The 25,727-nt window shown below is 73.2% G+C and carries 23 protein-coding genes and 1 tRNA gene; 16 read left to right on the top strand and 8 right to left on the bottom strand.

The annotated features are described in order from the left end of the window. Positions 1–141 precede the first annotated feature (141 nt). The 6 genes from ACPU2J_RS13065 (at position 142) to ACPU2J_RS13040 (ending at position 6,860) form a co-directional block, all read left to right on the top strand. Positions 142–705, top strand: coding sequence for a hypothetical protein (locus ACPU2J_RS13065; protein ID WP_423833289.1), 564 nt, complete (start codon positions 142–144; stop codon positions 703–705). Next, positions 702–2,138: a WXG100 family type VII secretion target gene (locus ACPU2J_RS13060; protein ID WP_423833288.1), complete on the top strand. Its 1,437-nt coding sequence runs from the start codon at positions 702–704 to the stop codon at positions 2,136–2,138. The genes ACPU2J_RS13065 and ACPU2J_RS13060 overlap by 4 nt, the downstream gene beginning before the upstream one ends. Positions 2,139–2,189: 51 nt before the next feature. Then, complete coding sequence (mycP, locus tag ACPU2J_RS13055; RefSeq protein ID WP_423833287.1) at positions 2,190–3,323, top strand: type VII secretion-associated serine protease mycosin; 1,134 nt, start codon at positions 2,190–2,192, stop codon at positions 3,321–3,323. A gap of 50 nt (positions 3,324–3,373) precedes the next feature. Continuing rightward, positions 3,374–3,811 (top strand): hypothetical protein, encoded by a 438-nt coding sequence (locus ACPU2J_RS13050; protein WP_420080654.1) that lies wholly within the window; start codon positions 3,374–3,376, stop codon positions 3,809–3,811. 14 nt (positions 3,812–3,825) lie between these two features. After that, positions 3,826–6,114, top strand: coding sequence for a hypothetical protein (locus ACPU2J_RS13045; protein ID WP_423833286.1), 2,289 nt, complete (start codon positions 3,826–3,828; stop codon positions 6,112–6,114). Positions 6,115–6,272: 158 nt separating this feature from the next. Next, positions 6,273–6,860, top strand: a complete 588-nt coding sequence (locus tag ACPU2J_RS13040; RefSeq protein WP_423833285.1) for a hypothetical protein — start codon at positions 6,273–6,275, stop codon at positions 6,858–6,860. A 67-nt stretch (positions 6,861–6,927) separates the two neighbouring features. Here the strand turns inward: ACPU2J_RS13040 and ACPU2J_RS13035 are convergent. Next, a tRNA-Cys gene (locus ACPU2J_RS13035) sits at positions 6,928–6,999 on the bottom strand. Positions 7,000–7,184: 185 nt separating this feature from the next. Between ACPU2J_RS13035 and ACPU2J_RS13030 the strand changes: the two genes are divergently transcribed. The 4 genes from ACPU2J_RS13030 (at position 7,185) to ACPU2J_RS13015 (ending at position 11,307) form a co-directional block, all read left to right on the top strand. Beyond that, on the top strand, positions 7,185–8,768 hold the full coding sequence (locus ACPU2J_RS13030; RefSeq protein WP_423833284.1) for an MFS transporter: 1,584 nt from the start codon (positions 7,185–7,187) through the stop codon (positions 8,766–8,768). A gap of 32 nt (positions 8,769–8,800) precedes the next feature. Continuing rightward, positions 8,801–9,001: a hypothetical protein gene (locus tag ACPU2J_RS13025; protein WP_420080659.1), complete on the top strand. Its 201-nt coding sequence runs from the start codon at positions 8,801–8,803 to the stop codon at positions 8,999–9,001. After that, a complete protein-coding gene (locus tag ACPU2J_RS13020) occupies positions 8,998–9,387 on the top strand; it encodes a type II toxin-antitoxin system death-on-curing family toxin (RefSeq protein ID WP_423833283.1) in 390 nt (129 codons plus the stop codon). Before ACPU2J_RS13025 ends, ACPU2J_RS13020 begins: the two co-directional genes overlap by 4 nt. 135 nt (positions 9,388–9,522) lie before the next feature. Continuing rightward, positions 9,523–11,307 (top strand): DEAD/DEAH box helicase, encoded by a 1,785-nt coding sequence (locus ACPU2J_RS13015; protein ID WP_361595426.1) that lies wholly within the window; start codon positions 9,523–9,525, stop codon positions 11,305–11,307. A 148-nt stretch (positions 11,308–11,455) separates the two neighbouring features. On the opposite strand, the gene ACPU2J_RS13010 is transcribed toward ACPU2J_RS13015, so the two are convergent. Next, on the bottom strand, positions 11,456–12,823 hold the full coding sequence (locus ACPU2J_RS13010) for a hypothetical protein (protein ID WP_423833282.1): 1,368 nt from the start codon (positions 12,821–12,823) through the stop codon (positions 11,456–11,458). A gap of 375 nt (positions 12,824–13,198) precedes the next feature. On the opposite strand from ACPU2J_RS13010, the gene ACPU2J_RS13005 reads away from it, so the two are divergent. Together ACPU2J_RS13005 and ACPU2J_RS13000 are read left to right on the top strand one after the other, a co-directional pair. After that, positions 13,199–13,840 carry an IclR family transcriptional regulator gene (locus ACPU2J_RS13005; RefSeq protein ID WP_030662724.1) on the top strand — a complete coding sequence of 214 codons (642 nt, stop codon included), beginning with the start codon at positions 13,199–13,201 and terminating at the stop codon, positions 13,838–13,840. A 170-nt stretch (positions 13,841–14,010) separates the two neighbouring features. Continuing rightward, positions 14,011–14,808 carry a S16 family serine protease gene (locus tag ACPU2J_RS13000; protein WP_361595422.1) on the top strand — a complete coding sequence of 266 codons (798 nt, stop codon included), beginning with the start codon at positions 14,011–14,013 and terminating at the stop codon, positions 14,806–14,808. Here ACPU2J_RS13000 and ACPU2J_RS12995 read toward each other — a convergent pair. The 3 genes from ACPU2J_RS12995 to ACPU2J_RS12985 form a co-directional block, all read right to left on the bottom strand. After that, positions 14,738–16,093: an MFS transporter gene (locus tag ACPU2J_RS12995; protein ID WP_423833281.1), complete on the bottom strand. Its 1,356-nt coding sequence runs from the start codon at positions 16,091–16,093 to the stop codon at positions 14,738–14,740. The genes ACPU2J_RS13000 and ACPU2J_RS12995 overlap by 71 nt on opposite strands. 127 nt (positions 16,094–16,220) lie before the next feature. Then, positions 16,221–16,856 carry an ArsR/SmtB family transcription factor gene (locus ACPU2J_RS12990; RefSeq protein ID WP_420080663.1) on the bottom strand — a complete coding sequence of 212 codons (636 nt, stop codon included), beginning with the start codon at positions 16,854–16,856 and terminating at the stop codon, positions 16,221–16,223. Positions 16,857–16,931: 75 nt separating this feature from the next. Further along, a complete protein-coding gene (locus tag ACPU2J_RS12985; RefSeq protein WP_420080664.1) occupies positions 16,932–17,417 on the bottom strand; it encodes an Lrp/AsnC family transcriptional regulator in 486 nt (161 codons plus the stop codon). Between the two features lie 141 nt (positions 17,418–17,558). On the opposite strand from ACPU2J_RS12985, the gene hppD reads away from it, so the two are divergent. Further along, positions 17,559–18,713: a 4-hydroxyphenylpyruvate dioxygenase gene (hppD, locus tag ACPU2J_RS12980; RefSeq protein WP_423833280.1), complete on the top strand. Its 1,155-nt coding sequence runs from the start codon at positions 17,559–17,561 to the stop codon at positions 18,711–18,713. Positions 18,714–18,899: 186 nt separating this feature from the next. Here hppD and ACPU2J_RS12975 read toward each other — a convergent pair whose 3' ends face one another. After that, positions 18,900–20,438 (bottom strand): tetratricopeptide repeat protein, encoded by a 1,539-nt coding sequence (locus ACPU2J_RS12975; protein WP_420080666.1) that lies wholly within the window; start codon positions 20,436–20,438, stop codon positions 18,900–18,902. 96 nt (positions 20,439–20,534) lie between these two features. On the opposite strand from ACPU2J_RS12975, the gene ACPU2J_RS12970 reads away from it, so the two are divergent. Beyond that, positions 20,535–21,917, top strand: a complete 1,383-nt coding sequence (locus tag ACPU2J_RS12970) for an FAD-binding oxidoreductase (protein ID WP_365141578.1) — start codon at positions 20,535–20,537, stop codon at positions 21,915–21,917. Between the two features lie 65 nt (positions 21,918–21,982). Here the strand turns inward: ACPU2J_RS12970 and ACPU2J_RS12965 are convergent, their stop codons facing one another. Beyond that, on the bottom strand, positions 21,983–22,462 hold the full coding sequence (locus ACPU2J_RS12965; RefSeq protein ID WP_365081033.1) for an SsgA family sporulation/cell division regulator: 480 nt from the start codon (positions 22,460–22,462) through the stop codon (positions 21,983–21,985). Between the two features lie 260 nt (positions 22,463–22,722). On the opposite strand from ACPU2J_RS12965, the gene ACPU2J_RS12960 reads away from it, so the two are divergent. Together ACPU2J_RS12960 and ACPU2J_RS12955 are read left to right on the top strand one after the other, a co-directional pair. Beyond that, positions 22,723–24,228, top strand: coding sequence for an RDD family protein (locus ACPU2J_RS12960; RefSeq protein WP_420080667.1), 1,506 nt, complete (start codon positions 22,723–22,725; stop codon positions 24,226–24,228). 99 nt (positions 24,229–24,327) lie between these two features. Next, a complete protein-coding gene (locus tag ACPU2J_RS12955) occupies positions 24,328–25,059 on the top strand; it encodes an RDD family protein (RefSeq protein WP_420080668.1) in 732 nt (243 codons plus the stop codon). A gap of 100 nt (positions 25,060–25,159) precedes the next feature. On the opposite strand, the gene ACPU2J_RS12950 is transcribed toward ACPU2J_RS12955, so the two are convergent. After that, positions 25,160–25,447 carry a hypothetical protein gene (locus ACPU2J_RS12950; protein ID WP_399823370.1) on the bottom strand — a complete coding sequence of 96 codons (288 nt, stop codon included), beginning with the start codon at positions 25,445–25,447 and terminating at the stop codon, positions 25,160–25,162. Between the last annotated feature and the right edge of the window lie 280 nt (positions 25,448–25,727).

Below are 25,727 nucleotides of genomic sequence, written 5' to 3'. Positions count from 1 at the left end.
GAGAACTCCGCATTGCATACGCAATGCGGAGTTGGGCCTGTCGGCGCCTGTCGCTAGAGTGATCGGCGAGACGGCGCGCGCAGGTGTGAACGGGGACGGGGAACCGGAGAGCCGGGGATCCGGGATTCGGGGGAGACCATCGTGGCGGAGGACAAGGTCGGGTTCCTGTCGGTCGACGTGGCCGGTGGTCTGGAGGCGTCGATCAGAGCCCAGGCCGCCGCCCAGGAGAAGGCCGCGGCGCTGCGCGTCCAGTACGACGACCTGAGCCAGTACAAGAAGCTGGTGGACGGCCTCCTGTCCACCCTCCAGGAGTCCCCGGCCCACCACGGCACCCTGGCCGACGGCACCCTCCCGACGGGAGCCCTGGGCAAGGGCTTCCCGCAGGCGGACAAGCTGTACGAGGCGTACAAGACGGTCCACACGGAGCTGCAGAAGCTCTCGAAGGGGCTGGCGGGGCAGATCGAGGCCCTGGGCCTGGCGGTCGGCTTCGCGGGCAAGAGCTTCGCCGATGTGGACGAGGAGGCGAAGCGGCGCATGCTCGCCCTCTCCAAGCAGGCCGAGGACCACTACGACGCGGAGCGCGACCCGTACCTGAAGAAGGACGCCCCCGGCGCCGCCCAGCCGCCGGGAGCGCAGCCGCCGGGCGGCACGCAGCCGGGGAGCACGCAGCCGGGCGGGACGAGGAAGGGCGGTGTTCTGGGATGACGGACTTCGAGGGCTACACGCACGCGCAGCTCTACGCCATGGTCGCGTCGATCGACCCGGCGAAGGTGGAGTCGCTGGGCACCAAGCTCAAGGAAGCCGCGGACACGATCGAGAAGATCGGCACCAAGCTCAAGGACCACAAGGTCAAGGGCTGGGAGGGCGACGCGGCCACGGCCTTCCAGGAGTGGGTGAACCAGGCGGGCAGCGTCACCCTGGAGCTGGCCAAGTACAGCAGCTCGGGCGGCAAGTACATGACCGAGGCCGCGGTGATCATGCGCGAGGTCAAACCGACGGCGGACGGCGGCGGCAACATGCCGCCGTACGACGCGGCGGCGGAGACGCAGCTGAAGGAGAACCTGGCGACGTCCCGCAAGTACCACAACGACCCGGACGCGGTACAGCTCGGCCAGGAGGCCTGGTCGAAACTGAGCGGCGACCACGCCCGGGCGGTGGACGCGCTGAACAAGCTGGCGGGGGCGTACGAACAGTCGACGACCCAGATGACCAACGCCACCATCCCGATGTTCCCGCCACCGCCTCCGATCTTCGTGCCGGCGGACCACAACGATCAGATCGAAATCGCGCGTCCGGTTGGAGGTCCGAGCGCGGGCGGCTCTTCGTATGGATCGACGGCTGCACAGCCGCCCAGCGGATCAACGAATGAGTCGGGCTGGGCGTCGGTGAACCGCGGGCAGCCCGATGCGTCCCTTCCGCCGCCGCGCGGGCCGGTCATCCCGGACCGTGATGTACACGTCGGCATCGACTCGGTAGGCACCTTGCCGCCCTTGGCCATTCCGCCGGTGGGCACGCCTCCAAGCACGCAGCTTCCGACGACGCCCGGGATTCCCAACCCCAGCCCGCTCGTTCCCTCTGTGCCCCTGCCCCCTGTCGGCAGCCTGAAGAGCCCTGGTCCGATCAGCGCCAGTCCGGGCCTTGGCCCGTACCCGACAATGGGTGGTCCCGGGGTTCCTGGCGGCAAGGTCATCGGTACGCCCGGCCTGCCGCCGCGCGACAGCGGAATCATGGGCGGCCGACCGGTGCCCACCACCGGCCCCAGCACCGGCGTTCCACGCGGGACGGTCATCGGCGAAGGGGCCCAGGCCGGCCGACCCGTGGTCGGTGGCCCCATGGGGCCCGGCACCGGAGGCGGCCACTACGGCGGCCAGAACGGGATCCCCGCAGGGCGGCGACTGGCCTCGGAGCCGGGTGGCGTCATCGGTGGTCGGCCGAGTGGTGTGGTCGGTCAGCCCTTCACCCAGGGCGGCTCGGGCCTCGTGCGCAACGGCGCTGGAGCCGTGGGACCGGTGGGAGCGCATGCCCCGGCTCCGGGATCGCGACGGAACGACCAGCAGGGCGGGCGCCCCGGCTACCTGGCCGAGGACGAAGAGACCTGGCAGGGCAACCGTCGCGTTGTCCCGCCGGTCGTCGACTGAGCAGAACGGACGTAGCGCGGGATGCACATGCGTAGGGCGACCTCGGTCCTGATGGGTCTCCTGTTGGCCGGGGTCGCGGCGACCCCGGCCCATGCGGAGACCATCCGATCGCAGCAGTGGCATCTCGACGCCATGAAGGCCGACGAGATCTGGAAGATCAGCACGGGCAAAGGGATCACTGTTGCGGTCATCGACACGGGCGTGAACCAGATCCCGGAGCTCGAAGGCCAGGTTCTTCCCGGCAAGGCGTTTCCGCTGGGTGACGCTGAGGTGGGCAGGGACAACGACTACTACGGGCACGGCACCGGCATGGCGGCGATGATCGCCGCGACCGGGCAGCACCCAAGTGGTGACGGCGCATACGGCCTCGCACCCGGCGTCAAGATCCTCCCGATCAGAGTGCCTGACATGTTGGAGGAATCGACCACTCCCAGCTGGGTCGAGGCGATCAGGTACGCGGCCGACTCCGAGGCCAAAGTTCTGAGCATCTCCCAGGGCCGCGCCGGCACGCCGGAAGACGATAGAGCGCGCGCGGAAGCGGTGAAGTATGCGATTTCCAAGGGGAAGCTTGTCTTCGCAGCCGCTGGCAACAGTGGTTACTCCACGAATCAGTTGGAGTATCCGGCCGCGACACCCGGAGTGATCGCCGTTGGTGCGGTTGATGCCAACGGCGAGCCGACCAAGGAGTCGCAGCACGGGCCTCAGATCGACCTCGCAGCACCGGGCATTGACATCGTCGCGGCCTGCAAGAGCAACTCCGGGCTCTGCAAGACCCACGGCACCAGCGACGCGACCGCCCTCGCCTCCGCCTCCGCCGCCCTCCTCTGGGCCGCCCATCCCGACTGGACCAACAACCAGGTCCTGCGGGTCCTGCTCAACACCGCCGGCAAGCCCGTCGACGGGTCCGGCCGCAACGACTACGTCGGCTACGGCGTCGTACGCCCCCGCGTGGCGTTGCAGACGCCCGGGGACCCCGGCCCCGCCGACGTCTATCCGCTGCCCGACCTGGCCGCGGCCGCGCCGCCCCCCACCCAGGCCCCCGCCCCCGCCCCCGGAGACAAGGCGGCCACCGCGCCCAAGAGCGACGGCAGCACAACCCCCTGGACCGGCATCGGCCTCGGGCTCGCCGCCTGCGTGCTCATCGGCGGCGCCGTCACCGCAGCCCTCGTACGCCGCAATCGTTGAACCCACCATCAGCCCGCCCCGCCCGCCCACCCCCCCCGGAGGTCCCCGCGATGTCGTTCGACGAAGAGTGGTCGGCGGCGCGCGCCACGGCCGCCTCGCACGCCACCATGCGGCTCAACCAGGCCCCCACCGACCCCGCCCCCGGGCCCGGCGGCGGTGCCGGCGGCGCCGACCTCGCGCTGAACCAGGACCAGATCGGAGCCGTCGGCTCCGAGGCGTACAAGCTGCACACCCGTCTGCAGACCGACGGCAAGCACGCCGCCACCGCCACCTCCGAGGCCGCGGGCGCCCTCACCGGGGAGGGCTTCGCGAGCGGGGCCGCCCTGCTCAAGGCCAACACCCTGTGGGAGACACAGGTGAAGACCCTCGTGGCCGCCTGCGCCACCATCTCCAACGGCCTGAACTACTCGCTCGCCTCCCACGCCAAGGACGAGCAGCAGCTCCACGCAGACTTCACGGCGTCCGCCATCGACACGTACCTGAAGTAGGCCAGGGGGCCCGCATGCTGACGTACGAGAACGTGATGAACGCGCCCCTGGCCAAGCTCCAGGCCGCGGTCACCGACTGGACGGCCATGGCCGGCAAGCTGGACGAGATGGCCGAGGCCGCCCGCACCGGCATGAAGGCGAAGTCCGACAAGGCCGAGTGGAGCGGGGTCACCGCGGGGGTGGCCCGCGGGTTCGTGGACAAGACGGCCAAGGAGTTCGAGGACGCGGCGAAGGCGGCCAAGGGGATGCAGACGGTCCTCGCCGACGCCCACGCCACCTTCAAGGCCGCCCAGGACGAGCTGAAGAAGCTCGCGGACGAGGCCCCCGCGGCCGGGTTCCGGATCGACGCGACCGGCCGGGTCAGCGCCATTCCGCTCGCCACGGAGGCGGACCGGAACGCCGCCCGCCACGACCCCGACCACCAGCAGACCCTCAACGCGAACCGCAGCGCCTGGCAGTCCCGGGTCGACCGGGCCGTCGAGAACGCCCAGGACGCCGACGACTCACTGGTCCGCGTGCTCCGGGCGAACGCCGCGGACGAACACGACTTCAGCGCGCCGAAGTTCACCACTCTCGACGCGGAGCAGGTGGCCCGCGCCGCCGACCTGATGAAGAAGGTCACCGGCCCGGGCGGGACGGCCCGCAACGTCGAGGCGCTGCGCGAGCTGGAGGAACTCCTCGACGACAACCGCGAGGACCCCGAGTTCTCTACGGGCTTCTACCGGACGATCGGCGCCGAAGGCACCCTGGAGATGTACTCCAGGATGTCCCTGGACGCGACGAGCCTGGGCGCCGCCGGGAAGGACCGGGCGTTGATGGTCGCGCACATCCAGGGCGACATGGGCGCGATGCTCGGCCTCGCCACGCACAAGGACGTGCCGGGCCATCTCGACGCGGCCTGGACGACCCAGCTGATGAAGGCGGGCCGCAAGGAGATGGACGTCTTCGGCGGCGTCCGGCAGATCTACGGCTACCAGGCGCTCGGCGCGCTGCTGCGCGAGGGGAAGTACGACACGGAGTTCCTGACCTCGGTCGGCCGCGACATGGTCGCGATGGACCGCAAGGACCCGCGGGCGTGGGAGTTCCACACGCCGATCGGCCTGGAGACCGTCCTCAACCAGGACCCGAACGGCGGCCGCGGCTTCTACCCGCTGACCGGGCTCATGGCGGCGCTGGGCAACAACCCGGACGCGGCGACGGCCTTCTTCAACGAGCCGGTCCGGGAGGACAGCAACAAGGACGGTCTCGTCACGAAGGACGACAAGCCGGTCGGAGGCCGGCACGGCATGGACCGGGGCATGGTCGACTACATGCTCGACAAGCCGCCGTACATGGACGGCTTCGACATCACCCGCAGCGCGGACCTGCACCCGGCCCAGCAGGCCCTCGGTGACGCCCTGATGGCGGCGGTCTCCCACCGCACCCCGGGCGACGAGGACGCGCCGCCGGTCGCGCACACCAGGGAGATGGCGGCCGTCATGGAACGGATCGTCGAGAAGATCGGCGACAAGCCGGAACTGGTGGTGGCCAAGCCGGGTGACGACGCCCGGCCACCGCTGGCCGGGCTGTCGGGACATTTCGGGAACATGGCAGCCGAGTACATGCCGGATCTGCAGGCGTCTGCCGAGAACGGCAGCGGGCGCATCAAGCCCAATGGGGAGATGGCGGAGTTCAACAAGTCGCACATGGCACGGTTCCTCGGTGCCGTCGGCCAGGACCCCGATGCCTACGGTGCCATCACCAACGCCAACCAGGCGTTCACGGCGGTCCTCGTCAACGACGTCATCGTGAACCAGCCCAAGGCCGGGAACCTCGACGGCGCCGTGGAGAACGCCGTCCACCCCGGTGGCCAGATCGCCGGGATGATGACGGAGGCCCGGGCCCAGAACATGCACGCCGAGACCGCCCACAAGAACGAGGAGTACGTCAAGGGCGTCGAGGACAACGCCAAGTGGATCAACCGGGGCATCACGGCGGCCGGCGGCAAGTACCTGGAGCTGGTTCCGCTGGCCGGTGACGTAGTGGAGTGGGTCCAGGAGGACGTGACCGAGCACTTCGTCGAGGAGGCCAAGAAGGAGGGGGAGGGGAAGACCGGCCAGGCGGAGCAGAGCGTCTCCGAGATGTACGCGGCTGCTCAGACACGGTCGAGCAAGTCGGCCGAGGAAGCGGTACGCAACGCGGCGGCCGGTACCGGAATGGCGGCGGCCGATGTCGACGTGCTGGCCGGTGCTGCTTCGAAGGAGACCGCCAACGCGCATTCCGTGGGCCGGGACCAGGTGGCCTCCGCAGCGGCACGGTCGTGAGCCGTGGGCATACGGTGGCGGCTCAGGGTGACCGCAGGGAGAGGTGGGGCATGAGGCGTTCGGCCGGGGGACTGGGGCGTCTTGTCGCCGGGGCGGCGGGGTTGGTGCTGGTCGCCGGGTGCTCGTCTGGGGGGTCCGGGGCCGGGGCCGAGGAGCGGGTGGTCGAGCCGCCCACCGTCGAGGCCGCGGCGGCGTGCCCCGGCCTGCTGAACGCCGAGGCTGCCGAAGCCGTGCAGCGTACGGTGCAGTCGTCCGCGTTCCTGCGGGACGAGGGGCAGGCCGTCGGAGCCGTCGCCGTGGGGGCGGCTCTCGAAGCGGCCTACAAGGCCGGAGCGAAGGTGCGTGAGGCGGTCGTCCCCGAGTGCGTCGTGACCGGCCAGGTGGGCGGCGGGGACCGTAAGGCGGAGCTCCGGCTGAGTGCGGACAGCGGCCGGGCGGGCCCGTCCGCCCCCGGCGGCGAAGGCGTTCGCGTGAGCGTGGGGGAAAGGCAGGGCGTGGTCGCCTTCGACTGCGTGAGTGCGCGGGCCGGTTCGACCGCCGAGGTTCCCCTGCGGGTCACGAGCGTCTTCGCCGACCGCCGGCAGAAGCCCGGCGCCGACGAGGGTTCCACCGCCGACTACCTCGTCGTGGCGCATTCCGCCGCGCTGGCGGTGGCGAAGGAACTGGGGTGTGCGAACGGCGCCGGTCTGCCCGCGAAGGCGGCGGACCTTCCCCCTGCCGCCCCGGCCACCCCGCCCGCGTCGTAGCGGCAGGCACGCGGAAAAGGCCGAGGCCGCTCGGGGGTGCGCCTGCCTCCGAGCGGCCTCCGCCTCGAAGCCGTGACCGGAATCGAACCGGCGTAACCCGCTTTGCAGGCGAGTCCCTCAACCACTCGGGCACACGGCTGTGGCGATGTCCTCGACCGTACGGGCCCCTCCGCGGGCGGGGGAAGGAGACCGGGCGGGCCGCAACAGGACCGCCATGCCGCGTTCACACGCGGGCCGGCGGCGGGGGCCTAGGTCTCGGGACCGAGGGCGGGATCCGTCGAACGGACAGGGTCTAAACCGGGCTGCGCACCTTACTCTGGGGCGATGAGCGCCCTCGAACCCGGTAAGCCCCCGACCACCGCACCCGTCCCGTCACCGCCTCGCGACAGCGGCGTCATGGGTCCCGCGTACCGGACGCTCAGCATCGGGATCATCTCCGTCGTCTTCCTCATCGCGTTCGAGGCGACGGCCGTCGGTACCGCCATGCCGGTCGCCGCCCGCGAGCTGGAGGGCATCGGGCTGTACGCCTTCGGCTTCTCCGCCTACTTCACCACCAGCCTCTTCGGCATGGTGCTGTCCGGGCAGTGGGCCGACCGGCAGGGGCCGCTCAGGCCGCTGACCGTGGGCATCGCCGCCTTCGCCTCCGGGCTGGTGGTGTCCGGCACGGCCGGTGCCATGTGGGTGTTCGTCGTCGGACGGGCCGTGCAGGGGTTGGGCGGCGGCCTGGTGATCGTCGCGCTCTACGTCGTCGTCAGCCGGGCCTACGAGGAACGGCTGCGGCCCGCGATCATGGCGGCCTTCGCCGCGAGCTGGGTCGTCCCGTCGATCGTGGGACCGCTGGCCTCCGGCACCGTCACCGAGCATCTCGGCTGGAGGTGGGTGTTCCTCGGGATACCGGCGCTCGTCGTCGTACCGCTGGCCGTCGCGCTGCCCGCCATCCGCCGGACCGCCTCCGGTCCCGTGGGCGGGGAGCCCGTCGCCTTCGACCGGCGGCGGATCCGGCTGGCCCTCGGCATCTCGGTGGGTGCGGGTCTGCTCCAGTACGCCGCCCAGGACCTGCGGTGGCTGTCGCTGCTGCCGGGCGTCGCCGGCGCCGCCCTGCTGGTGCCGGCCGTGCTGGGGCTGCTGCCGCGCGGCACCTACCTGGCGCGGCGCGGGCTGCCGTCCGTGGTGCTGTTGCGCGGGCTGGCCGCGGGGTCGTTCATCGCCGCCGAGAGCTTCGTGCCGCTGATGCTGGTGACGCAGCGCGGGCTGAGTCCGACGCTGGCCGGGTTCTCGCTGGCGCTGGGCGGGCTGACCTGGGCCGGCGGTTCGTGGGTGCAGTCGCAGGGCCGGGTCGCCCCGTACCGGGAACGGCTGATGGTGCTCGGCATGGTGCTGGTGGCGCTGTCCATAGCCGGCGCGCCCGCCGTGCTGATCGACTGGGTCCCGGTGTGGACGCTCGCCCTGGTGTGGGCCGTCGGCTGCCTCGGGATGGGGCTGGTGATCGGCTCGACGAGCGTGCTGCTGCTGAAGCTGTCGCGGCCCGCGGAGGTCGGTGGCAACTCCGCCGCCCTGCAGATCTCCGACGCCCTCGCCAACGTGGTGCTGCTGGCCGGCGGCGGAGCGGCCTTCGCCGCGCTGGGCGGCGGCACGGTGGGAGCCGCGCACGCCGTTCCCGCCGCGGGGACGACGGCTTCGCACCCGGCGGCGTTCGTGGTGGTCTTCCTGCCGATGGCCTGCGTGGCGCTGGTCGGCGCCTGGGTCGCCACCCGGCTGCACGCCCCGGCCGATGCCCCGGGACCGGCCGATGCCCCGGAACCGGCCGACGTCACCGCCCCGGCCGAAGCCCCCGGACCGGCCGGTCCCGCCGCCCCGGCCCCGGCCCAGGCGCCCGCCACCGCCCCCGCCGGCCCGGAAAAGCTCTGACACCGCCCCGCCCCGGCGCCTACGCTGCGCCGATGAACGCGTTGACCCTCCACCTCCCCGCCGCCGAGCACGCGGAGCTCGCCGATCTCGCCGACGCGACCGGCCGTACCCCGCAGGAGTACGTCCTCGCCGTGGTGCGCGAGCGGATGGCCGCCGAGCGCGAGGCCGTCGCCGCCCACGCCGGGCGGCTGGCCGAGCGGCACGCGGCGCTGCTGGAGAGGCTCGGCGCATGACCCGCCACCTCACCCTCGCCGAGGTCACCGACCTGGCCGGGCCGGCCTGCCTCGCGAACGGGCAGCGGGCCGAGCTGCGCGCCCCCGGGCTGCTGGAGTCCGCCGTGCACCGGCCCCGGGCCCGCATGTACGGTACGCCCGCCTACACCGACCCCTACGAGCAGGCCGCCGCCCTGCTCCACGGCATCGCCGTGAACCACCCGCTCGTCGACGGCAACAAGCGCACCGCGTGGCTCGCCGCCGCCACCTTCCTCTCCGTGAACGGCATCGACCTCGCCGACGCCGACCAGGACGCCGCGTACGCACTGGTCGTCGACGTGGCCTCGGGTGCCGCGGCCGAGGTGGCGGTGATCGCAGACCGGCTGCGGGAGTTGCTCCCGGTGTGACGCTCGCCGCACCCGCCGAGGTCACGGGCCTGTCCCTCCGCGAGGGGCGGGCCCGCCCCGGTAGGGTGGCCCGGTTGTCCTACGTACGACCGCCTGCCCCCGTACCGAGTACGCCGAGAGCACGAACCGGAGACCGTGACTACTACCGCCTCCCACCACCTCTCACCCGCCTTCCCCGGCCGCGCCCCCTGGGGCACCGCCAGCAAGCTGCGCGCCTGGCAGCAGGGAGCGCTGGACAAGTACATCCAGACCCAGCCCCGCGACTTCCTCGCGGTCGCCACCCCCGGAGCCGGTAAGACCACCTTCGCCCTCACCCTCGCCTCCTGGCTGCTGCACCACCACGTCGTGCAGCAGGTCACCGTCGTCGCGCCCACCGAGCACCTGAAGAAGCAGTGGGCGGAGGCCGCGGCCCGCATAGGCATCCGGCTGGACCCCGAGTACTCGGCCGGTCCGCTCAGCCGGGAGTACCACGGCGTCGCCGTCACCTACGCCGGTGTCGGCGTGCGGCCGATGCTGCACCGCAACCGCTGCGAGCAGCGCAAGACCCTCGTCATCCTCGACGAGATCCACCACGCCGGCGACTCCAAGTCCTGGGGCGAGGCCTGCCTCGAGGCCTTCGACCCGGCCACCCGGCGCCTCGCCCTGACCGGTACGCCCTTCCGGTCCGACACCAACCCGATCCCCTTCGTCACCTACGAGGAGGGCAACGACGGGATCCGCCGGTCCTCCGCCGACTACACCTACGGCTACGGCAACGCCCTCGGCGACGGCGTCGTGCGGCCGGTCATCTTCCTCTCCTACAGCGGCAACATGCGCTGGCGCACCAAGGCGGGGGACGAGATCGCCGCCCGCCTCGGCGAGCCGATGACCAAGGACGCCATCTCCCAGGCCTGGCGCACCGCCCTGGACCCGCGCGGCGACTGGATGCCGAACGTGCTGCGCGCCGCCGACCAGCGGCTGACGGAGGTCCGCAAGGGCATCCCGGACGCGGGCGGCCTCGTCATCGCCTCCGACCAGGACTCGGCGCGCGCCTACGCCAAGCTGATCCGGGAGATCACCGGCACCAAGGCCACGCTCGTCCTGTCCGACGACACCGGCGCGTCGAAGAACATCGACACCTTCAGCGGGAACTCCGACCGCTGGATGGTGGCGGTCCGCATGGTGTCCGAGGGCGTCGACGTCCCGCGCCTGGCCGTGGGCGTGTACGCGACGACGATCTCGACGCCGCTGTTCTTCGCGCAGGCCGTCGGCCGTTTCGTACGGTCGCGCAGGCGCGGCGAGACGGCGTCCGTGTTCCTGCCGACCATCCCCTACCTGCTCGGCTTCGCCAACGAGATGGAGGTCGAGCGCGACCACGTCCTCGACCGGCCGAAGAAGCAGGGTGAGGAGGACCCGTACGCCGAGTCCGAGAAGGAGATGGAGGAGGCGAACCGGCAGGAGGACGAGGACACCGGCGAGGAGGAGCAGATGTCCTTCGAGGCGCTGGAGTCCGACGCCGTCTTCGACCGGGTCCTCTACGACGGCGCCGAGTTCGGCATGCAGGCGCACCCGGGCAGTGAGGAGGAGCAGGACTACCTCGGCATCCCCGGGCTCCTCGAACCGGACCAGGTGCAGATGCTGCTGCAGAAGCGGCAGTCGCGGCAGATCGCGCACAGCCGCCGCAAGCCGGACGCGGAGGCGGACCTGCTGGAGCTGCCGGCCGACCGGCGGCCGGTGGTCTCGCACAAGGAGCTGCTGGAGCTGCGCAAGTCGCTGAACACCATGGTGGGCGCGTACGTCCACCAGAGCGGCAAGCCGCACGGCGTGATCCACACGGAGCTGCGCCGGGTGTGCGGCGGTCCGCCGAGCGCGGAGGCGACGGCGGGACAGCTGCGCGAGCGCATCAAGAAGGTGCAGGAGTGGGCCACCCGGATGCGGTGAGTCCCCACAGAGCGGTGACGGGGTCCGTGCGGAGCATCGCACGGACCCCGTCCCCGTAGTACGCCGTGTCACGCAGCACTGCGCGGTGTCACGCGCTGCTGCGCGCTGTCACACGGTCACGCAGTCACGCAGTCACGCAGTCACACGGTCACGCGGTCGGGCGGCGGCGGCGTCCGGTGCCCGCGACCAGCGCCGCGCCCATGGACAGGGCCAGGCCGGCGCCGCCGACGGCCCAGCTGGTGGCCGCGTCGCTGCCGGTCTCGGCCAGCTTGCCCGCGGTGGTGCCGGGCGTCGTGTCCTTGACGGGGGTTGTGGTGCCGCCGTCGGGCTCCGGCCGGTTGCCCCCGGTGTCGCCGCTGTCGCCGGTGCCGCCGTCGGTGTCCGGGAGGCCGCCGGTGCCGCCGTCACCGGTGGCGGGCGCGTTGACCGAGGTGCGGCCGAAGGCCACGTCGGAGGTGACCCCGTCCGGACCGGGCTCGTCCCCGACCACGGTGATGCTGATGTTCCCGACCGGGGCGTTCGCGTGGAACCGGGCGCGCAGCCGGATCTCCGAGACGGAGTCCTCGGCGACGGCCCGCTTGAGGTACGCGCCCTGGGCGTCCTTCTCGGCGATCCAGCGCGTTCCGTCCCAGACCTCCAGGGAGAGGTGCTCGGAGCGGATGGTGCCGATGCTGTTGTCGAAGAAGACGGCGAAGCCGTACGTGTCGATCTTCCTCTTGCCCGTGTTGTCGACGCCGATGGAGAACTCCTGCCAGGCGCCGCCGGCGGTGAAGCCGCCGGTCGGCAGGCCGTTCACCGTGATCTTCGGCCCCTGGTTCCTCTCCTGCTCGCCGGCCGCGGTCACCTCGGACACGTAGCGGACGCGGTCCGCGGTGCCGCCCTCGGCGGTCGTGGAGAGCGAGAAGCGGGAGGCGGGCGTGTCCTTGCCGAACTTCATACGAAGCCTGAGGTCGAAGACCTCGTTCTTTTCGATGTCGACGTCGGCCAGGGAGAAGCTGTAGACCTCCTCGGAGCCGTCCGCCTCTACGGCGTGCCAGCCCCAGACGCCCTGGGAGTCGGGCGCGTAGATCTCCGCCCGGATGTCGTCCGCTTCCCACCGGAAGGTGTCGAGCGTCCACAGGACCAGTTCGAGCGAGTGGTCGTCGACGGCGTCGCGGCCCGTGTTGTCCACGTGCATCGAGAACTCGCGCCAGTCGTCGCCGGCCCGGAACTTCTCCGGCAGCCCGTCCAGGGTCAGCTTCGGCCCGGCGGCGGCCTGCTCCTGCTTCTCCGCGGTCTTCCCGGCGCCCCCGGATGCCGGAGCGGCCGGCTTCGCCTGCTCGCCGGCGCCGGCGCCGGAGCCGGTCCCGGCCTCCGTCCCGCTTCCCGCAGCCGGGGCCGTTTCGTCCTTCGGCGCCGTGTCCGGCGTGGTGAGTGCCGGGTTGCGGACCTCGTCGGCGACGGCGGGCGTGGTCATCAGGACGGTCGGGCCGACCACCGCGGCGGCGGCCGCGATGGCGATGTGCTTGATCTTCATACGGTCGGTTTCCCCCTCTGCACGGTTCCCGGTGCGCACCGCGCATCCCCCCGGGGCCGTGGAGTCATCTTTTTGAACATGCTCAGAGTAATGGGGTGGTAAAGGACTCCTGTGCGATTCGAGGTCACGAAATGACACCGGAGTCGATCAGGAAACGGCATAAAGGGGTAGCCTGCGCCCGGATTCTGGACGAGCCCTTCCGCTGAGCGGACCGGCTCGCTACTGTCCCCGCATCGAACGCACCGTGGCAGCGCCGCCGCGGGAGCGCAGCCGGTGCAATGGCCGCTACCGGCGGCCTCTCCTGTGCGCCGCCGCGGGACCGGCGGCGCACCGTTGCGAGAGTCACCGCCGCCCACCGAAAGAGGGAGAGGCGTCGTGACCGCGGAAACCTCCCAGACTCTCGACCGAGGGCTCAGGGTCCTCAAGCTCCTCGCAGACACCGACCACGGTCTGACCGTCACCGAGCTGTCCAACCGGCTCGGCGTGAACCGCACCGTGGTCTACCGCCTCCTCGCCACCCTCGAACAGCACGCCCTCGTACGCCGCGACCTCGGCGGCCGGGCCCGCGTCGGCCTCGGTGTCCTGCGGCTGGGCCGGCAGGTGCACCCCCTCGTGCGCGAGGCGGCCCTGCCCGCGCTGCGGTCGCTCGCCGAGGACATAGGCGCCACCGCGCACCTGACCCTCGTCGACGGCACCGAGGCGCTCGCCGTCGCCGTCGTGGAGCCGACCTGGACGGACTACCACGTGGCCTACCGGGCCGGTTTCCGCCACCCGCTGGACCGCGGGGCCGCCGGCCGGGCCATCCTGGCCGCCCGTCAGGGCTCCCTCATCGAGCCCGGGTACACGCTGACCCACGGAGAGCTCGAAGCGGGCGCCAGCGGTGCCGCCGCGCCCCTCGTCGGCATCTCCGGGCTGGAGGGCAGCGTCGGCGTCGTCATGCTGGCGGACGCCGTGCCCGAGCGGGTCGGGCCGCGCGTGGTGGACGCGGCGCGCGAGGTGGCCGACGCCCTGCGCTAGGGGCCCGCCCGCCGGATCACGGCCGCCTCCTCCGGACGTCGCAGGACCCGCGCCGGCCCCGCGCCCGTCGTGCCGGGTCCGCTCCGCTCCGCGCAGGCCCGCGCCGCCTGGCGCAGGTCCGCGGGGCCGCCGCGCCCGGGGCCGGCGGCGCGCCCCGATAGATTGGGCGGGTGCTCTCTCGCCTCACACGTCTGCCGCGTCCCGCCGCCCTGGCCGTCTGCGCCGTGCCCGTGCTCGGGCTGTTCGCCGCCGCGGCCCTCGCACCGCTGCCCTTCGTGGTCGCCGTACCCGGTCTCACGGCCGACGTGCTGGGCTCCGACCAGGGCAAGCCGGTCATCACCGTCACCGGCGCACCCGTCCGGGACACCAGCGGCCAGCTGCGGATGACCACCATCCGGGCCACCGGCCCCTCCTCGACCATGCGCCTGCACGAACTGCTCGGCCACTGGTTCGAGACGGACGAGGCGGTCCTGCCCCGCGAGGCCGTCTACTCCTCGGGCGGGAGCGACGAGGAGATCGAGAAGCACAACCTGGAGGAGATGGCCAAGTCGCAGTCGGCGGCCGCCGACGCCGCCCTCGGCTTCCTCCACAAGGACCCCAAGGACGTGAAGGTCGACCTCAACCTCGCCGATGTCGGCGGCCCGAGCGCCGGCCTGCTGTTCTCCCTGGGCATCATCGACAAGCTCGACGGCGACGGCAGCGGCGGCGACCTCACCGGCGGGCGCAGCATCGCCGGTACGGGCACCATCACCGCCGACGGCACGGTCGGCCCCGTCGGCGGCGTGGCCCTGAAGACCCAGGCAGCGCGACGCGACGGGGCCAGCGTGTTCCTGGTGCCGAAGGCCGAGTGCGCGGACGCGCGGTCGGAGCTCCCCGAGGGGCTGCGGCTGATCCCCGTCACCTCGCTGACGGATGCGGTGAACTCCCTTCGCGCGCTGAACCGGGGAGAGGCTCCGCCGTCCTGCTGACCTCCCTGTCCTCCCCCTCCGGCCGGCGCTCCAGCCCGCGCCAGGCGGGGAACACCAGCGGGGCGAGCGTGGTCAGCAGGAACGTCCCGCCGAACAGCAGCAGCGCGGTGCCGATCCCGAAACCGTCGACGAGCAGACCCGCGGCGAGTCCGCCCAGCGGCATGGTCAGCTCGCAGCCCGCCGTCGTCACCCCCGAGACGCGGCTGCGCAGCGACTCCGGGATCCGCTCGTACATGACGGTGGACAGGATCGGGTTCAGCATGCCGACGCCCAGGCCGGCGAGGGCCATCGTCACCGCCAGGGGGAGGGCGGTGTCCGTGAGGGCGGCCACCACGTAGCGGGGCGCGCCGCCGATCAGGAAGGCCGCGGCGAACACGGCCCGGCGCGGGAAGCGGTCGCCCCACGCCCCGTAGAGCAGCGCGCCCAGCAGGGCGAAGCCGCCGAAGAGCGAGATCAGCAGGCCGAGGGCGGTGGCGCCGCCGAGGTCGTCGCGGCCGTGCACGGGCAGCAGGACGGCGGACCAGCCCTGGTCCAGGCCGTTGGTCATCATGACCATCACGGTGATGCCGAGCAGCAGCCGGGAGCGGGTCAGGAAGGCCATGCCCTCGGCGAGTTCGGCCCGGTACCCGGCGAACGAGATCCGCCCGCCGGTGCGTTGGGGCTCGGCGGCCGGGACCCCGCGCAGGAAGGCGGAGACCAGCAGCGCCGACACCCCGAAGGTGGCCGCGTCCAGCAGCAGCACCGTCTCGGCGCCGAAGGCCGCGATCAGTACGCCGGCCAGCGCCGCGCCGATCATCCGGGCGCCGCGCGAGACGGCGTCGTAGAGGCTGGCGGCCCGGGCGACGGTGGTGCCGGCGTGCTCGGCGAGGCTCGGCAGCATGACGCCGCGGGCGGTCAGGCCGGGGGTGTGCACGAGCCCGCCGACGGCCATGAGCGCGCACAGCATCCAGAACTCCAGCAGGCCCGCGTGGTGCAGCAGCGGGATCGCGCCGACCGACAGGCCGCAGACCAGGTCGGACACGGCCGAGACCCGGCGCCGGCCGATCCGGTCGATGACCGGGCCGCCGATCAGGGCGGCGACGATGACGGGAAGGGTGGCGCAGAAGGCGACGATCCCCGCGCGGCCGGCGCTGCCGGTGGTCTGGAGCACGAACCAGGGCACGCCGATCATGGTGAGCGAACTGCCCGCTGTGGAGATGGTGTTGGCACCCAGTACGGCCGCCAGCGGGCGCCGGTCCGTGGTGGGTGAGGGGGCCTTGCCGAGGGAGGGTGCGGCGCCGGACACGGAGGGACTCCTTCGCGGGTGGTGGCGGCGGTGCGGTGCGCTGCGACGGGGTGCGGGGGCCGCCGTACGTGCCCGGGCCGGCCGGGGCCCGTCGGTCCGGCGGGGCCTCTCAGCTCGGCGGGGCCTCTCAGCCGGCGGGCGCCGACCGGGGGAGTACGTGGGTGTGGAGGCGCACGGTCTGCGTCTCCGGCGACTCGGGCAGGTCGCGGTAGCCGTTGATCACCTCGTGCAGCCGGCCGACGAGCTCCGCGCTCTGCCCGGGGGTCAGCCGGAGGGTGAAGTCGCTGAGGTCGGCGCCCGGTTGCCAGCGGGTCAGCCGGGTCTGCGCCTCGGCGATCCAGACGGCGACCTCCTGGGCGTGGTTCGCGGCGACGGTCTGCAGGAAGATCCCGGCCGCGCTGCTCGTGTCCGGGTCGGCGTCGTGGATCAGCGACCCGTCGAAGCCGGTGCCCTCGTGCAGCGCCTGCCACCACCGTTCCCGCCCCTTGCCGTGGCCGGCCGCGTCCTCGACGAAGCCGTGCGCGGCGAGCTGGCGCAGGTGGTAGCTGGTGGATCCGCTGGACTCCCCGAAGCGTTCGGCGAGTTGGGAAGCGGTGGCCGGGCCCTCGCGGCGCAGCTCGGCCAGCAGCCGCATCCGCAGGGGGTGGGCGAGACCGCGCAGCGCGCGGGCGTCGAGCATGCGGAGGCTCGGCTCCACCGGTGCGGACTCCGGTCCGGGGGCCGGAGTGCTCGCGGGGAGGTCCTGGGGGTCGCTTTCGGGCATGGCTCGACCCTAGGAATGCAAAGGTTTCTCTGCAACGATTTATTTGCAAAGAAGTCTTTGTGTCGCCGGGAGTCGTCAGGGGCGGGTGGTGTCGTCGTCCGCCGCCGCCTGCTCCACCAGCGGGATGATCCGGTGCGGCACCGGGTTCTCCATGACGATCGCCGTCGAGGCCCGGACGATCCCCTCGAACCCGACCACGCGGTCGATCACCCGCTGGAGGTCCGCGTTGGACCGGGCCACCAGCCGGCACAGCATGTCCCCGTGCCCGGTGGTGGTGTGCAGCTCCAGCACCTCCGGGACCCCGTCCAGGTGGGCCCGTACGTCCGCGCCCTGGCCCTGCTTGATCTCCAGCGTGGCGAACGCCGTCACCGGATAACCCAGGGCGGCCGGATCGACCTGCGGGCCGAAGCCGCGGATCACCCCGTTGGACTGGAGCCGGTCCAGACGTGCCTGCACCGTTCCGCGGGCCACGCCGAGGCGGCGCGAGGCCTCCAGCACCCCGATCCGCGGCTCGCGCGCGAGCAGGACGATGAGCCGGCCGTCGAGTTCGTCGATGCCCATGTACGCCTCCCGGTGCCCACCCCCGCTCTCGGGTGGTCATAGTGCACAGATGTTTCAGTCATCCTCCGGCTCGCCTGCACAGTTTGTACAGTCAATGAGGAAACTATTGCGCAGCTTGTGGATCGGCGGGAATCTGCGCTCATGACTGAGTCTCTGGCGAACCTCGAAACCACCCCGCACACCGCGCGTGAGGCCGACCCCTTCCCGGTGAAGGGCATGGACGCCGTCGTCTTCGCCGTGGGCAACGCCAAGCAGGCCGCTCACTACTACTCGACGGCCTTCGGCATGAAGCTCGTCGCCTACTCCGGCCCGGAGAACGGCAGCCGCGAGACGGCCAGCTACGTCCTGACCAACGGCTCCGCCCGCTTCGTCATGACCTCCGTCATCAAGCCGACGACCGACCACGGCCGCTTCCTCGCGGAGCACGTCGCCGAGCACGGCGACGGCGTGATCGACCTCGCCATCGAGGTCCCCGACGTCCGCGCCGCCTACGCGTACGCCGTCGAGCAGGGCGCCCGCGGCCTGGACGAGCCCCACGAGGTCAAGGACGAGCACGGCACCGTCGTCCTCGCCGCGATCGCGACGTACGGCCAGACCCGCCACACCCTGGTGGAGCGCCGCGACTACACCGGCCCCTACCTGCCCGGCTACGTGGCCGCCGAGCCGATCGTCGCGCCCCCGGCCAAGCGCACCTTCCAGGCCATCGACCACTGCGTCGGCAACGTGGAACTGGGCCGGATGAACGAGTGGGTGGCGTTCTACAACAAGGTCATGGGCTTCACGAACATGAAGGAGTTCGTGGGCGACGACATCGCGACCGAGTACTCGGCGCTGATGTCCAAGGTGGTCGCGGACGGGACGAAGAAGGTCAAGTTCCCGATCAACGAGCCGGCGATCGCGAAGAAGAAGTCGCAGATCGACGAGTACCTGGAGTTCTACAACGGCCCCGGCGTCCAGCACATCGCCCTGGCCTCGAACGACATCGTCGCCACCGTCCGCACCATGCGCGCGGCGGGCGTCCAGTTCCTGTCCGTCCCGGACACCTACTACGACACCCTCGGCGAGTGGGTCGGCGACACCCGGGTGCCGATCGACGAGCTGCGCGAGCTGAAGATCCTCGCCGACCGCGACGAGGACGGCTACCTGCTGCAGATCTTCACCAAGCCGGTCCAGGACAAGCCGACGGTCTTCTTCGAGATCATCGAGCGCCACGGCTCCATGGGCTTCGGCAAGGGCAACTTCAAGGCGCTGTTCGAGGCGATCGAGCGCGAGCAGGAGAAGCGCGGAAACCTCTGACCTGCGAGACACGGCCCGAGGCCCCCGGCAGTCGCCGGGGGCCTCGGGCTGCCGTCGGCCCCGGTGCGCGGGGGCCGGACGGGCCGCCGCGCGGTGCCCTCCGGAGGGGAGTGGGCCGAACCGCGGAGCCCCGCCGCCGCCCGCACACCGGGGCCGTACGGATTGCCGTACGGCCCCGGACGCCGGCTAGGCCGACGCGGACGCCGACGGTGACGGCGCGGCGGACGGCTTCGATGCGCCGCCCTTGGCCTTCGGCGCCGGAGACGGCTTCGGGTTCGGCTTCGGCAGTTCCGGCTCGACCCACCGCCCGGTCGGCCGGATGTTCTCCGGGCCCCCCGGCGGAGGCTGGCCGAGCGCCTCCAGCGCCTCCTTCGCCAGCGGTCCGCGCAACGGCGAGAAGTACGGGTTCGTCCGCAGCGCCTCCTCCAGGTGGCGCCGGGCCCCCGCCTCGTCGCCGAGCACCCGCTCGATCATCGCCCGGTGATAGGCGAACTCGGCGCTGCGCAGCCCCGGTTCCATCGCCTTCTTCGCGTACTCCAGCGCCTCGGTGTACTCGCCCGACTTGTACAGCGCCCACCCCAGCGCGTCCGCCACCTGCACGCTCTTGTGCCGCGTCCACTCCTGCGACAGCCGGCGCACCGCCGCCGCCGGATCCCCGTGGTCCGCCTCGTACAGGCCCAGCACCACGGCCTCGTCCACCCCCTGCGCACCGCCGCGCACCGCCAGAGCGGCCAGCGCGTCGTACTGCGCGCGCGCCTCCTGCTCCCGGCCCAGCGACTCCAGCAGCTCGCCCAGCTCCCGGGCCAGCTGCGGCACCGGGGTCCGGCCCAGCGCCATCCGGTAGTCCCGCAGCGCCTCCCCGGCGCGGCCCAGCGCGGCCAGCGCCCGCGCCCGCCCGGCCCGGCCCTCCGCCTGCGCGGGATCGGTGCGCAGCGCGCCCTCGTACTGCCGCAGCGCCTCCCGCGCGTCACCCCGCTCCCAGGCCAGCTCGCCCAGCCGGAACAGCGTGTACGCCTTCTCCGCCGGCGCCTTGGCGGAGGCGGCGGCCTCCTCCATGGCCATCACCGCGTCCTCGCGCCAGCCGCGGTCCCGGTAGACCTGTGAGGCCCGCACGTACGCCGTCAGCCCCGGCCGGAGCTCCAGCAGCAGCTCCATCGCCGCCTGCGCGCCCTTGTAGTCGCCGAGCCCCGTGTACGCGTCGACGAGGACCGGGTACGCCGTCCACCGCTTCGGCGACTGCGCCCGGACCAGCTCGCCCCACTTCTTGCCGGTCGCGAAGTCGTGCCGGGCGTTGGCCAGCGCGCCCATGCCCGTCATCGCGTCGAAGTTGCCCTTCTCCGCCGGGCGCTCCTCCAGCGACCGCTTCAGCGCCCGCTCCGCCTTCGGGTACAGGCCCGGGTCAGCGGTCCGCCGCGCCTGCTCCAGGTAGGCGGAGCCCAGCACCGCCCACGAGGCCTCGTCGTCCGGGTGCGCCGCCACCCACTTCTCCCGGTCCGCGACCAGTGCGGTCACGTCCGTCGCCGCCGCGGGCGCGCCCATGCCCACCGCCGTCGCGGCACGCTCGCTCGGCCCCGGAGGGCGCGCGTCGTCACCGGTCCGGGCGGGACGGATCAGCAGGGCCCCGGCGATCAGGACCACGGCGACCGCGGCGGCCACGAGCGTCTTGCGGCCGGTGAAGGTCACGGGCGGCGCCGGCGTCTGCGATTCCTCGTCGATACGGTCCATGGGGTCACTGTGCGTCAATATGAAGAGCGCGCCGAGGTGGCCGAAGACGTGCGCGGGCGTGTTCACACCGATGGCCCCGGCTGCCACGCTGACCCCATGGACGATGACCTCTCCGCACGTCTGCACACCGCCCTCCTGGCAGGGCTCCCGGCCGAGGCCCTGCTCACCGACCCGCAGGTGACCACCTCCTACGCCACCGACATGGCCGGCTTCTGCGCCGCCGGCACCCCGGCGGTGGTCGTCCTCCCGCGGACCGTCGAGCAGGTCCGGCACGTGCTGCGCACCGCGACCGCCCTACGGGTTCCCGTGGTGCCGCAGGGCGCCCGTACGGGACTGTCCGGCGCCGCGAACGCCTCCGACGGCTGCATCGTGCTGTCCCTGGTGAAGATGGACCGCATCCTGGAGATCAACACCGTCGACCGGATCGCCGTCGTCGAACCCGGCGTGGTCAACGCCGTGCTCTCCCGGGCCGTCGCCGAACACGGCCTCGCCTACCCTCCCGACCCCTCCAGCTGGGAGCAGTGCACCATCGGCGGCAACATCGGCACCGCCTCGGGCGGCCTGTGCTGCGTCAAGTACGGGGTCACCGCCGAGTACGTGCTCGCCCTCGACGTGGTCCTCGCCGACGGACGGCTGCTGCGCACCGGCCGGCGCACCGCCAAGGGCGTCGCCGGCTACGACCTCACCCGCCTCTTCGTCGGCTCCGAGGGCAGCCTGGGCGTCGTCGTCCAGGCCGTCCTCGCGCTGCGCCCGGCCCCGCCCCGGCAGCTGGCGCTGGCCGCCGAGTTCCCGTCGACGGCCGCCGCGTGCGCGGCCGTGTGCGCCGTCATGGAGGCCGGACTCTCGCCCTCCCTGCTGGAACTGATGGACCGCACGACCGTCCGCGCCGTCAACTCCCTCGGCAGGATGGGCCTGCCCGAGACCACCGAGGCCCTGCTGCTGGCCGCCTTCGACACCCCGCACGCCCCCGAGGAGCTCGCCGCCGTGGGGGAGCTGTGCACGGCCGCCGGGGCCACCGCCGTCGTGCCCGCCGAGGACGAGGCGGAGTCCGAACTGCTGCTCCGGGCCCGGAGGATGTCGCTGACCGCGCTGGAGGCCCTCAAGCCCGCCACGATGATCGACGACGTCTGCGTGCCGCGCTCCCGGCTCGCCGAGATGATGGACGGCACGGCCGCCATCGCCCGCTCCCACGACCTGCTCATCGGGGTCTGCGCGCACGCCGGGGACGGCAACACCCACCCCGTGGTCTGCTTCGACCCGGCCGACGAGGACGAGACGCGGCGGGCCCGGGCGTCCTTCGACGAGATCATGGCCCTCGGCCTGGCCCTCGGCGGGACCATCACCGGCGAACACGGAGTCGGCGTGCTGAAGAAGGACTGGCTCGCCCGCGAACTGGGCCCCGTGGGACTGGAGATGCAGCGCGCCGTCAAGGCGGCCTTCGACCCCCTGGGACTGCTCAACCCGGGCAAGCTCTTCTGACCGGGAGGACCGCGGTGACCGCGGGGGCGGCAGAGGCCGCAGGGGCCGCGGTCCCTCGCCCCGCATCACAGCTCCCCGTCCCCCGACTCGTCCGACGGCCAGGGGTCCCGCATCCACAGGTCGTCGGCCGGGGTGGGGGCGAGGAGCTCCGCCAGGGCGGCGTCCAGGCCGAGGCGCTCGCACTCGCTGCCGGGCGGCACGGCCCGCAGGGTCCGCTCCAGCCACGCCGACACCGAGCCGGCGGGGGCCTCCAGGAGGGCGTCGCCGTCGGGCGAGCTGAGCGCCATGCAGAGGACGGCCTCGTTGTCGACCTTCGTGGGCCAGATCCGGACGTCACCGTGACCGCACGGGCGGAACACGCCCTCCACGAGCAGTTCGCGGGCGAAGGTCCACTCGACGGGGGCACTGGAACCGGTGTGGAAGGTGATGTGGACGGCGTACGGGTCCTCCGCCAGGTACAGCAGCCGCGCGGGGACGGGGACGCTGCGCTCGGGGGACAGGACCAGCTTGACTTCCAGCTCGCGCTCGACGACGGGGTGGTGCATGACGGCCTCGCTTCTCCGGTTCGGTCCATGGGGCCGGACGGTGCCCCACACCTGCAGAGAGCCCCGGCGTGCCCGGCTATGACGCGACTTCCGTCAACCGGCCGGAGATTGGCCGAAATCTATTGACTGACCGAAAACGGTCGGAGGAGTGACGTTCGCTCAATGGCTTGGATTCTCCCGTTACCCGACCTGTCGGGCCGCGGTTCTTGGCTATGGTCCTCCCCTTGCACAAGCCTTGAGCCACGATCGGAGTTGGGGACATGACGGCCTCCCCTGGTGACGGCGAGCACGCGGCCCGCGAGGGCTACTACCCGGACCCGTCCATCCCGGGGTACATCCGGTACTGGAACGGCGCGGCCTGGGTCCCGGGCACGAGCCGCCCGGCCCCGGCGGGTCCCGCTCCCGTGCCCGATCCGGCCCCGGCCGCGGCCCCCGCCGTCCCCGCACCCGCCCTCCGCGTCCCGGGCCCCGCCCCGGTCCCCGCCGCCGTCCCCGGGGCCGCTCCCGCGCGCCTGCCCGTCGCCGCGCCCGCCGTCCGCGCCGACGAGACCGGCCCGGTGTTCCTGGACGAGACCTCCATGACCGAGACGCTGCCGGAACCGGCCGCCGAACCCGCCGTCTGGCAGGCCGACCCCGCCCACCAGGCGGGCTTCGGCGGCCCCAGGGACCACCGCGTGTCGTGGGGCAGCCCCTCCGAGGCCACGGCCGCCGAGGACGCCGCCCCGCGCGAGGCGGCCTCCCCGGCCCGCGCGGCAGGCGCCGCCGAGGCCGCCGCCGGTCCCTCCGCTCCCGCCTCCGCGCAGCCCGCCGCGGGCATCCTGTCGGCGCGCTCCCCGGCCGCCCGGACCCCGGCGCCGTCCGCCCCCGCCCCCGCCGCCGAGGGGGTCCGGGAGCACGCGCCCTCCGCTTCCCCCGCCCCGCAGTGGCCCGACGCGCCCGGAGCCGAGCCGGGGATCACCTCCTCCTGGCCCGAGGCCGTCGCCGCCCCGGCGGCCCGGCCCCGGCCCGCCGAGCCCGCCCCCTCCTCCGCCCCCGAGGGGCCGCCGGCCCGGGAGGAGCAGCGGCCCGCCGCGTCCGCCCGCCCCGAGGTGTGGGCGCCCCGGCCCGCGGGGGCCCGGCCGCGGATCGTGCGGCCCGAGAGCGCCGCCCCGCCGGCCGGGGCCGGCTCCGCCGTCCGCGAGCCGCGCGGAACCGAGGAGGCCCGCGCCGCCGCCCCCGCCACCACGGCGCCCGCGCCCGAGGCCGGGGCCTCCCGCGCCGCCGCCTCCCGGGCCGTGTTCGAGCGGATGGCGGAACGGGCCGTGCGCCCCGCCGGGTTCGTGCGCCGCGCCGTCGCCCGGGCCCTCGACACCGTCGTCTACGCGGCCGTCGCCGCGGCGGCCGTCGTGCCGCAGCTGCCCGCCGCCACCGAGCACGTCCGGGCCAAGGTGGACGCGGCCCGCGCGAGCGGCCGTACGACCACGGTCTGGCTCCTGGACGGGCCGATCGCCGGCCGGCTGGCCCTCGTCCTCGGTGCGGTCCTCCTCTTCGGGATCCTCTACGAGGTGCTGCCCACGGCCCGTTGGGGCCGCACCCCGGGCAAGAAGCTGCTCGGCGTCCGCGTCCTGACGACGGCCGGCCTGCGCCCGCCCCGGTTCGGCGCGGCCCTGGGCCGCTGGCTGGCGTACGCCTTCCTGGGGCTGCCCGGGAGCCTGTGGGCCCTCGTGGACCGCCCGCGGCGGCAGGCCTGGCACGACAAGGCGGCCCGTACGTACGTGGCCCGTTGAGCCCGCCCCGGTCCCACCGGGCCGCCGCCCGGCCCGCGGCCCTCCCCGAACGGACGCGCTCCCGTTGCGGGCCCGGCGGGGCCGGGTTCGACTCGGGCCATGAGTACCGACCAGCCGCCGCCGGGCCAGCCGCCCGAGGAGGACCCGTTCCTCAAGAAGCCCCAGGAGCCGACGCCCCCGTCGAGCGGTTCGCCGTACGGGCCGCCCCCCGGCAGCGGCGGCCCCCCGCCGCCTCCGCCGCCCCCCGGCGGCCCCGGCGCGGGCGGGGGCTACCCGCCGCCCCCGCCCCCGTACGGCGGCGGTGATCCGTACGGGGGTGGCGGCGGCTACGGCATGCCCGACCCGCTGGCCGGCATGCCCCCGCTCGCCGACTTCGGCAGGCGGCTCGCGGCGCGCATCATCGACGTGCTGATCGTCGCCGTACCGCTGTTCCTCATCCAGCTGGCCTTCGGCACGAACCGCTACATGGTGGAGACCGAGCGCGGCGAGGACGTCAGCGAGGTCCTCACCAAGTCGTACAGCGGCAGCGGTCTGGTGATGACGCTGATCTCGATCGTGGCGTACCTCGGCTACGACTGGTGGTTCACGAAGAAGAACGGCCAGACCATGGGCAAGAAGGCGCTCGGCCTGCGGGTCGCCATGCTCAACGACGGCAGCGTGCCCCAGTCCGGTCCGGCCCTGTCCCGGGCCGCGGTGCTCTGGCTCCCGACCCTGATCTGCTGCTTCTGCCTCTGGCCGATCGCGCTCATCGTCTCGATCCTCGTCGACAAGCCCTACAAGCAGGGCCTGCACGACAAGGTCGCCAAGACCGTGGTCGTCCAGGCCACCTAGCGCAGCGCGGCACACCGCGGCGCGGGCGGCCGCCCCCATCGGGGCGGCCGCCCGCGCCGCGTCGTCCGCCGTCCCGCCCGCGCGCCCGAGGGGCGAACGGTCAGTGGTGGACGGGGTGTTCGGAGGCCGCCGGGCGCTGCTGCGGGGCCCGGGCGGACGCCGCGGACGCGCCGGCGTCCGCGGCGTTGCCCGGGCGCGCCGCGTGGCGGCCGCGGCGCTTCGGGGCGGGTACGGTGAGGGCGACGAGCAGACCCAGGGCGAGCGCGGCGGCGGAGATGACCGCGACGCCCAGGCCGGTGCTCGTCTGCGAGAGCAGCAGCATGGCGATCGTCGACACGATGACCGTGGCGGACCCGTACGCGAGCTGTGCGGCAGTCGGACGCGGCATGGCGGTATCCGTCCTCAGGGGAGGGGGCGGGGGAGTCGCCTCGACCAGGTCGCGCGTCAGGTGACTCGGGTGACTCCCTGACGGGATGCCCGGGAGGAGCCGCCGGTAAGCGTGACCTAACACACGGTGCCGGAGCACAGGGGGCGCACGGGGTCACGTACGCGCCCCGGTAGGGGGGAGAAAGGGGACGGTCCGGACCGGTCCCCGGGGCGGGAAGCGCCCTTCGCCCCATATGGCTGCGGATCGTCCGGATAGCGGAACTCCCTGACCGCATAGTGCA

It is taken from the genome of Streptomyces manipurensis, assembly GCF_049570255.1.
In the GTDB taxonomy this organism is placed as follows: Bacteria; Actinomycetota; Actinomycetes; order Streptomycetales; family Streptomycetaceae; genus Streptomyces; species Streptomyces manipurensis.
The sequence above is the reverse complement of the archived record's forward strand: the minus strand, read 5'-3'. Positions and strand labels throughout refer to the sequence as shown.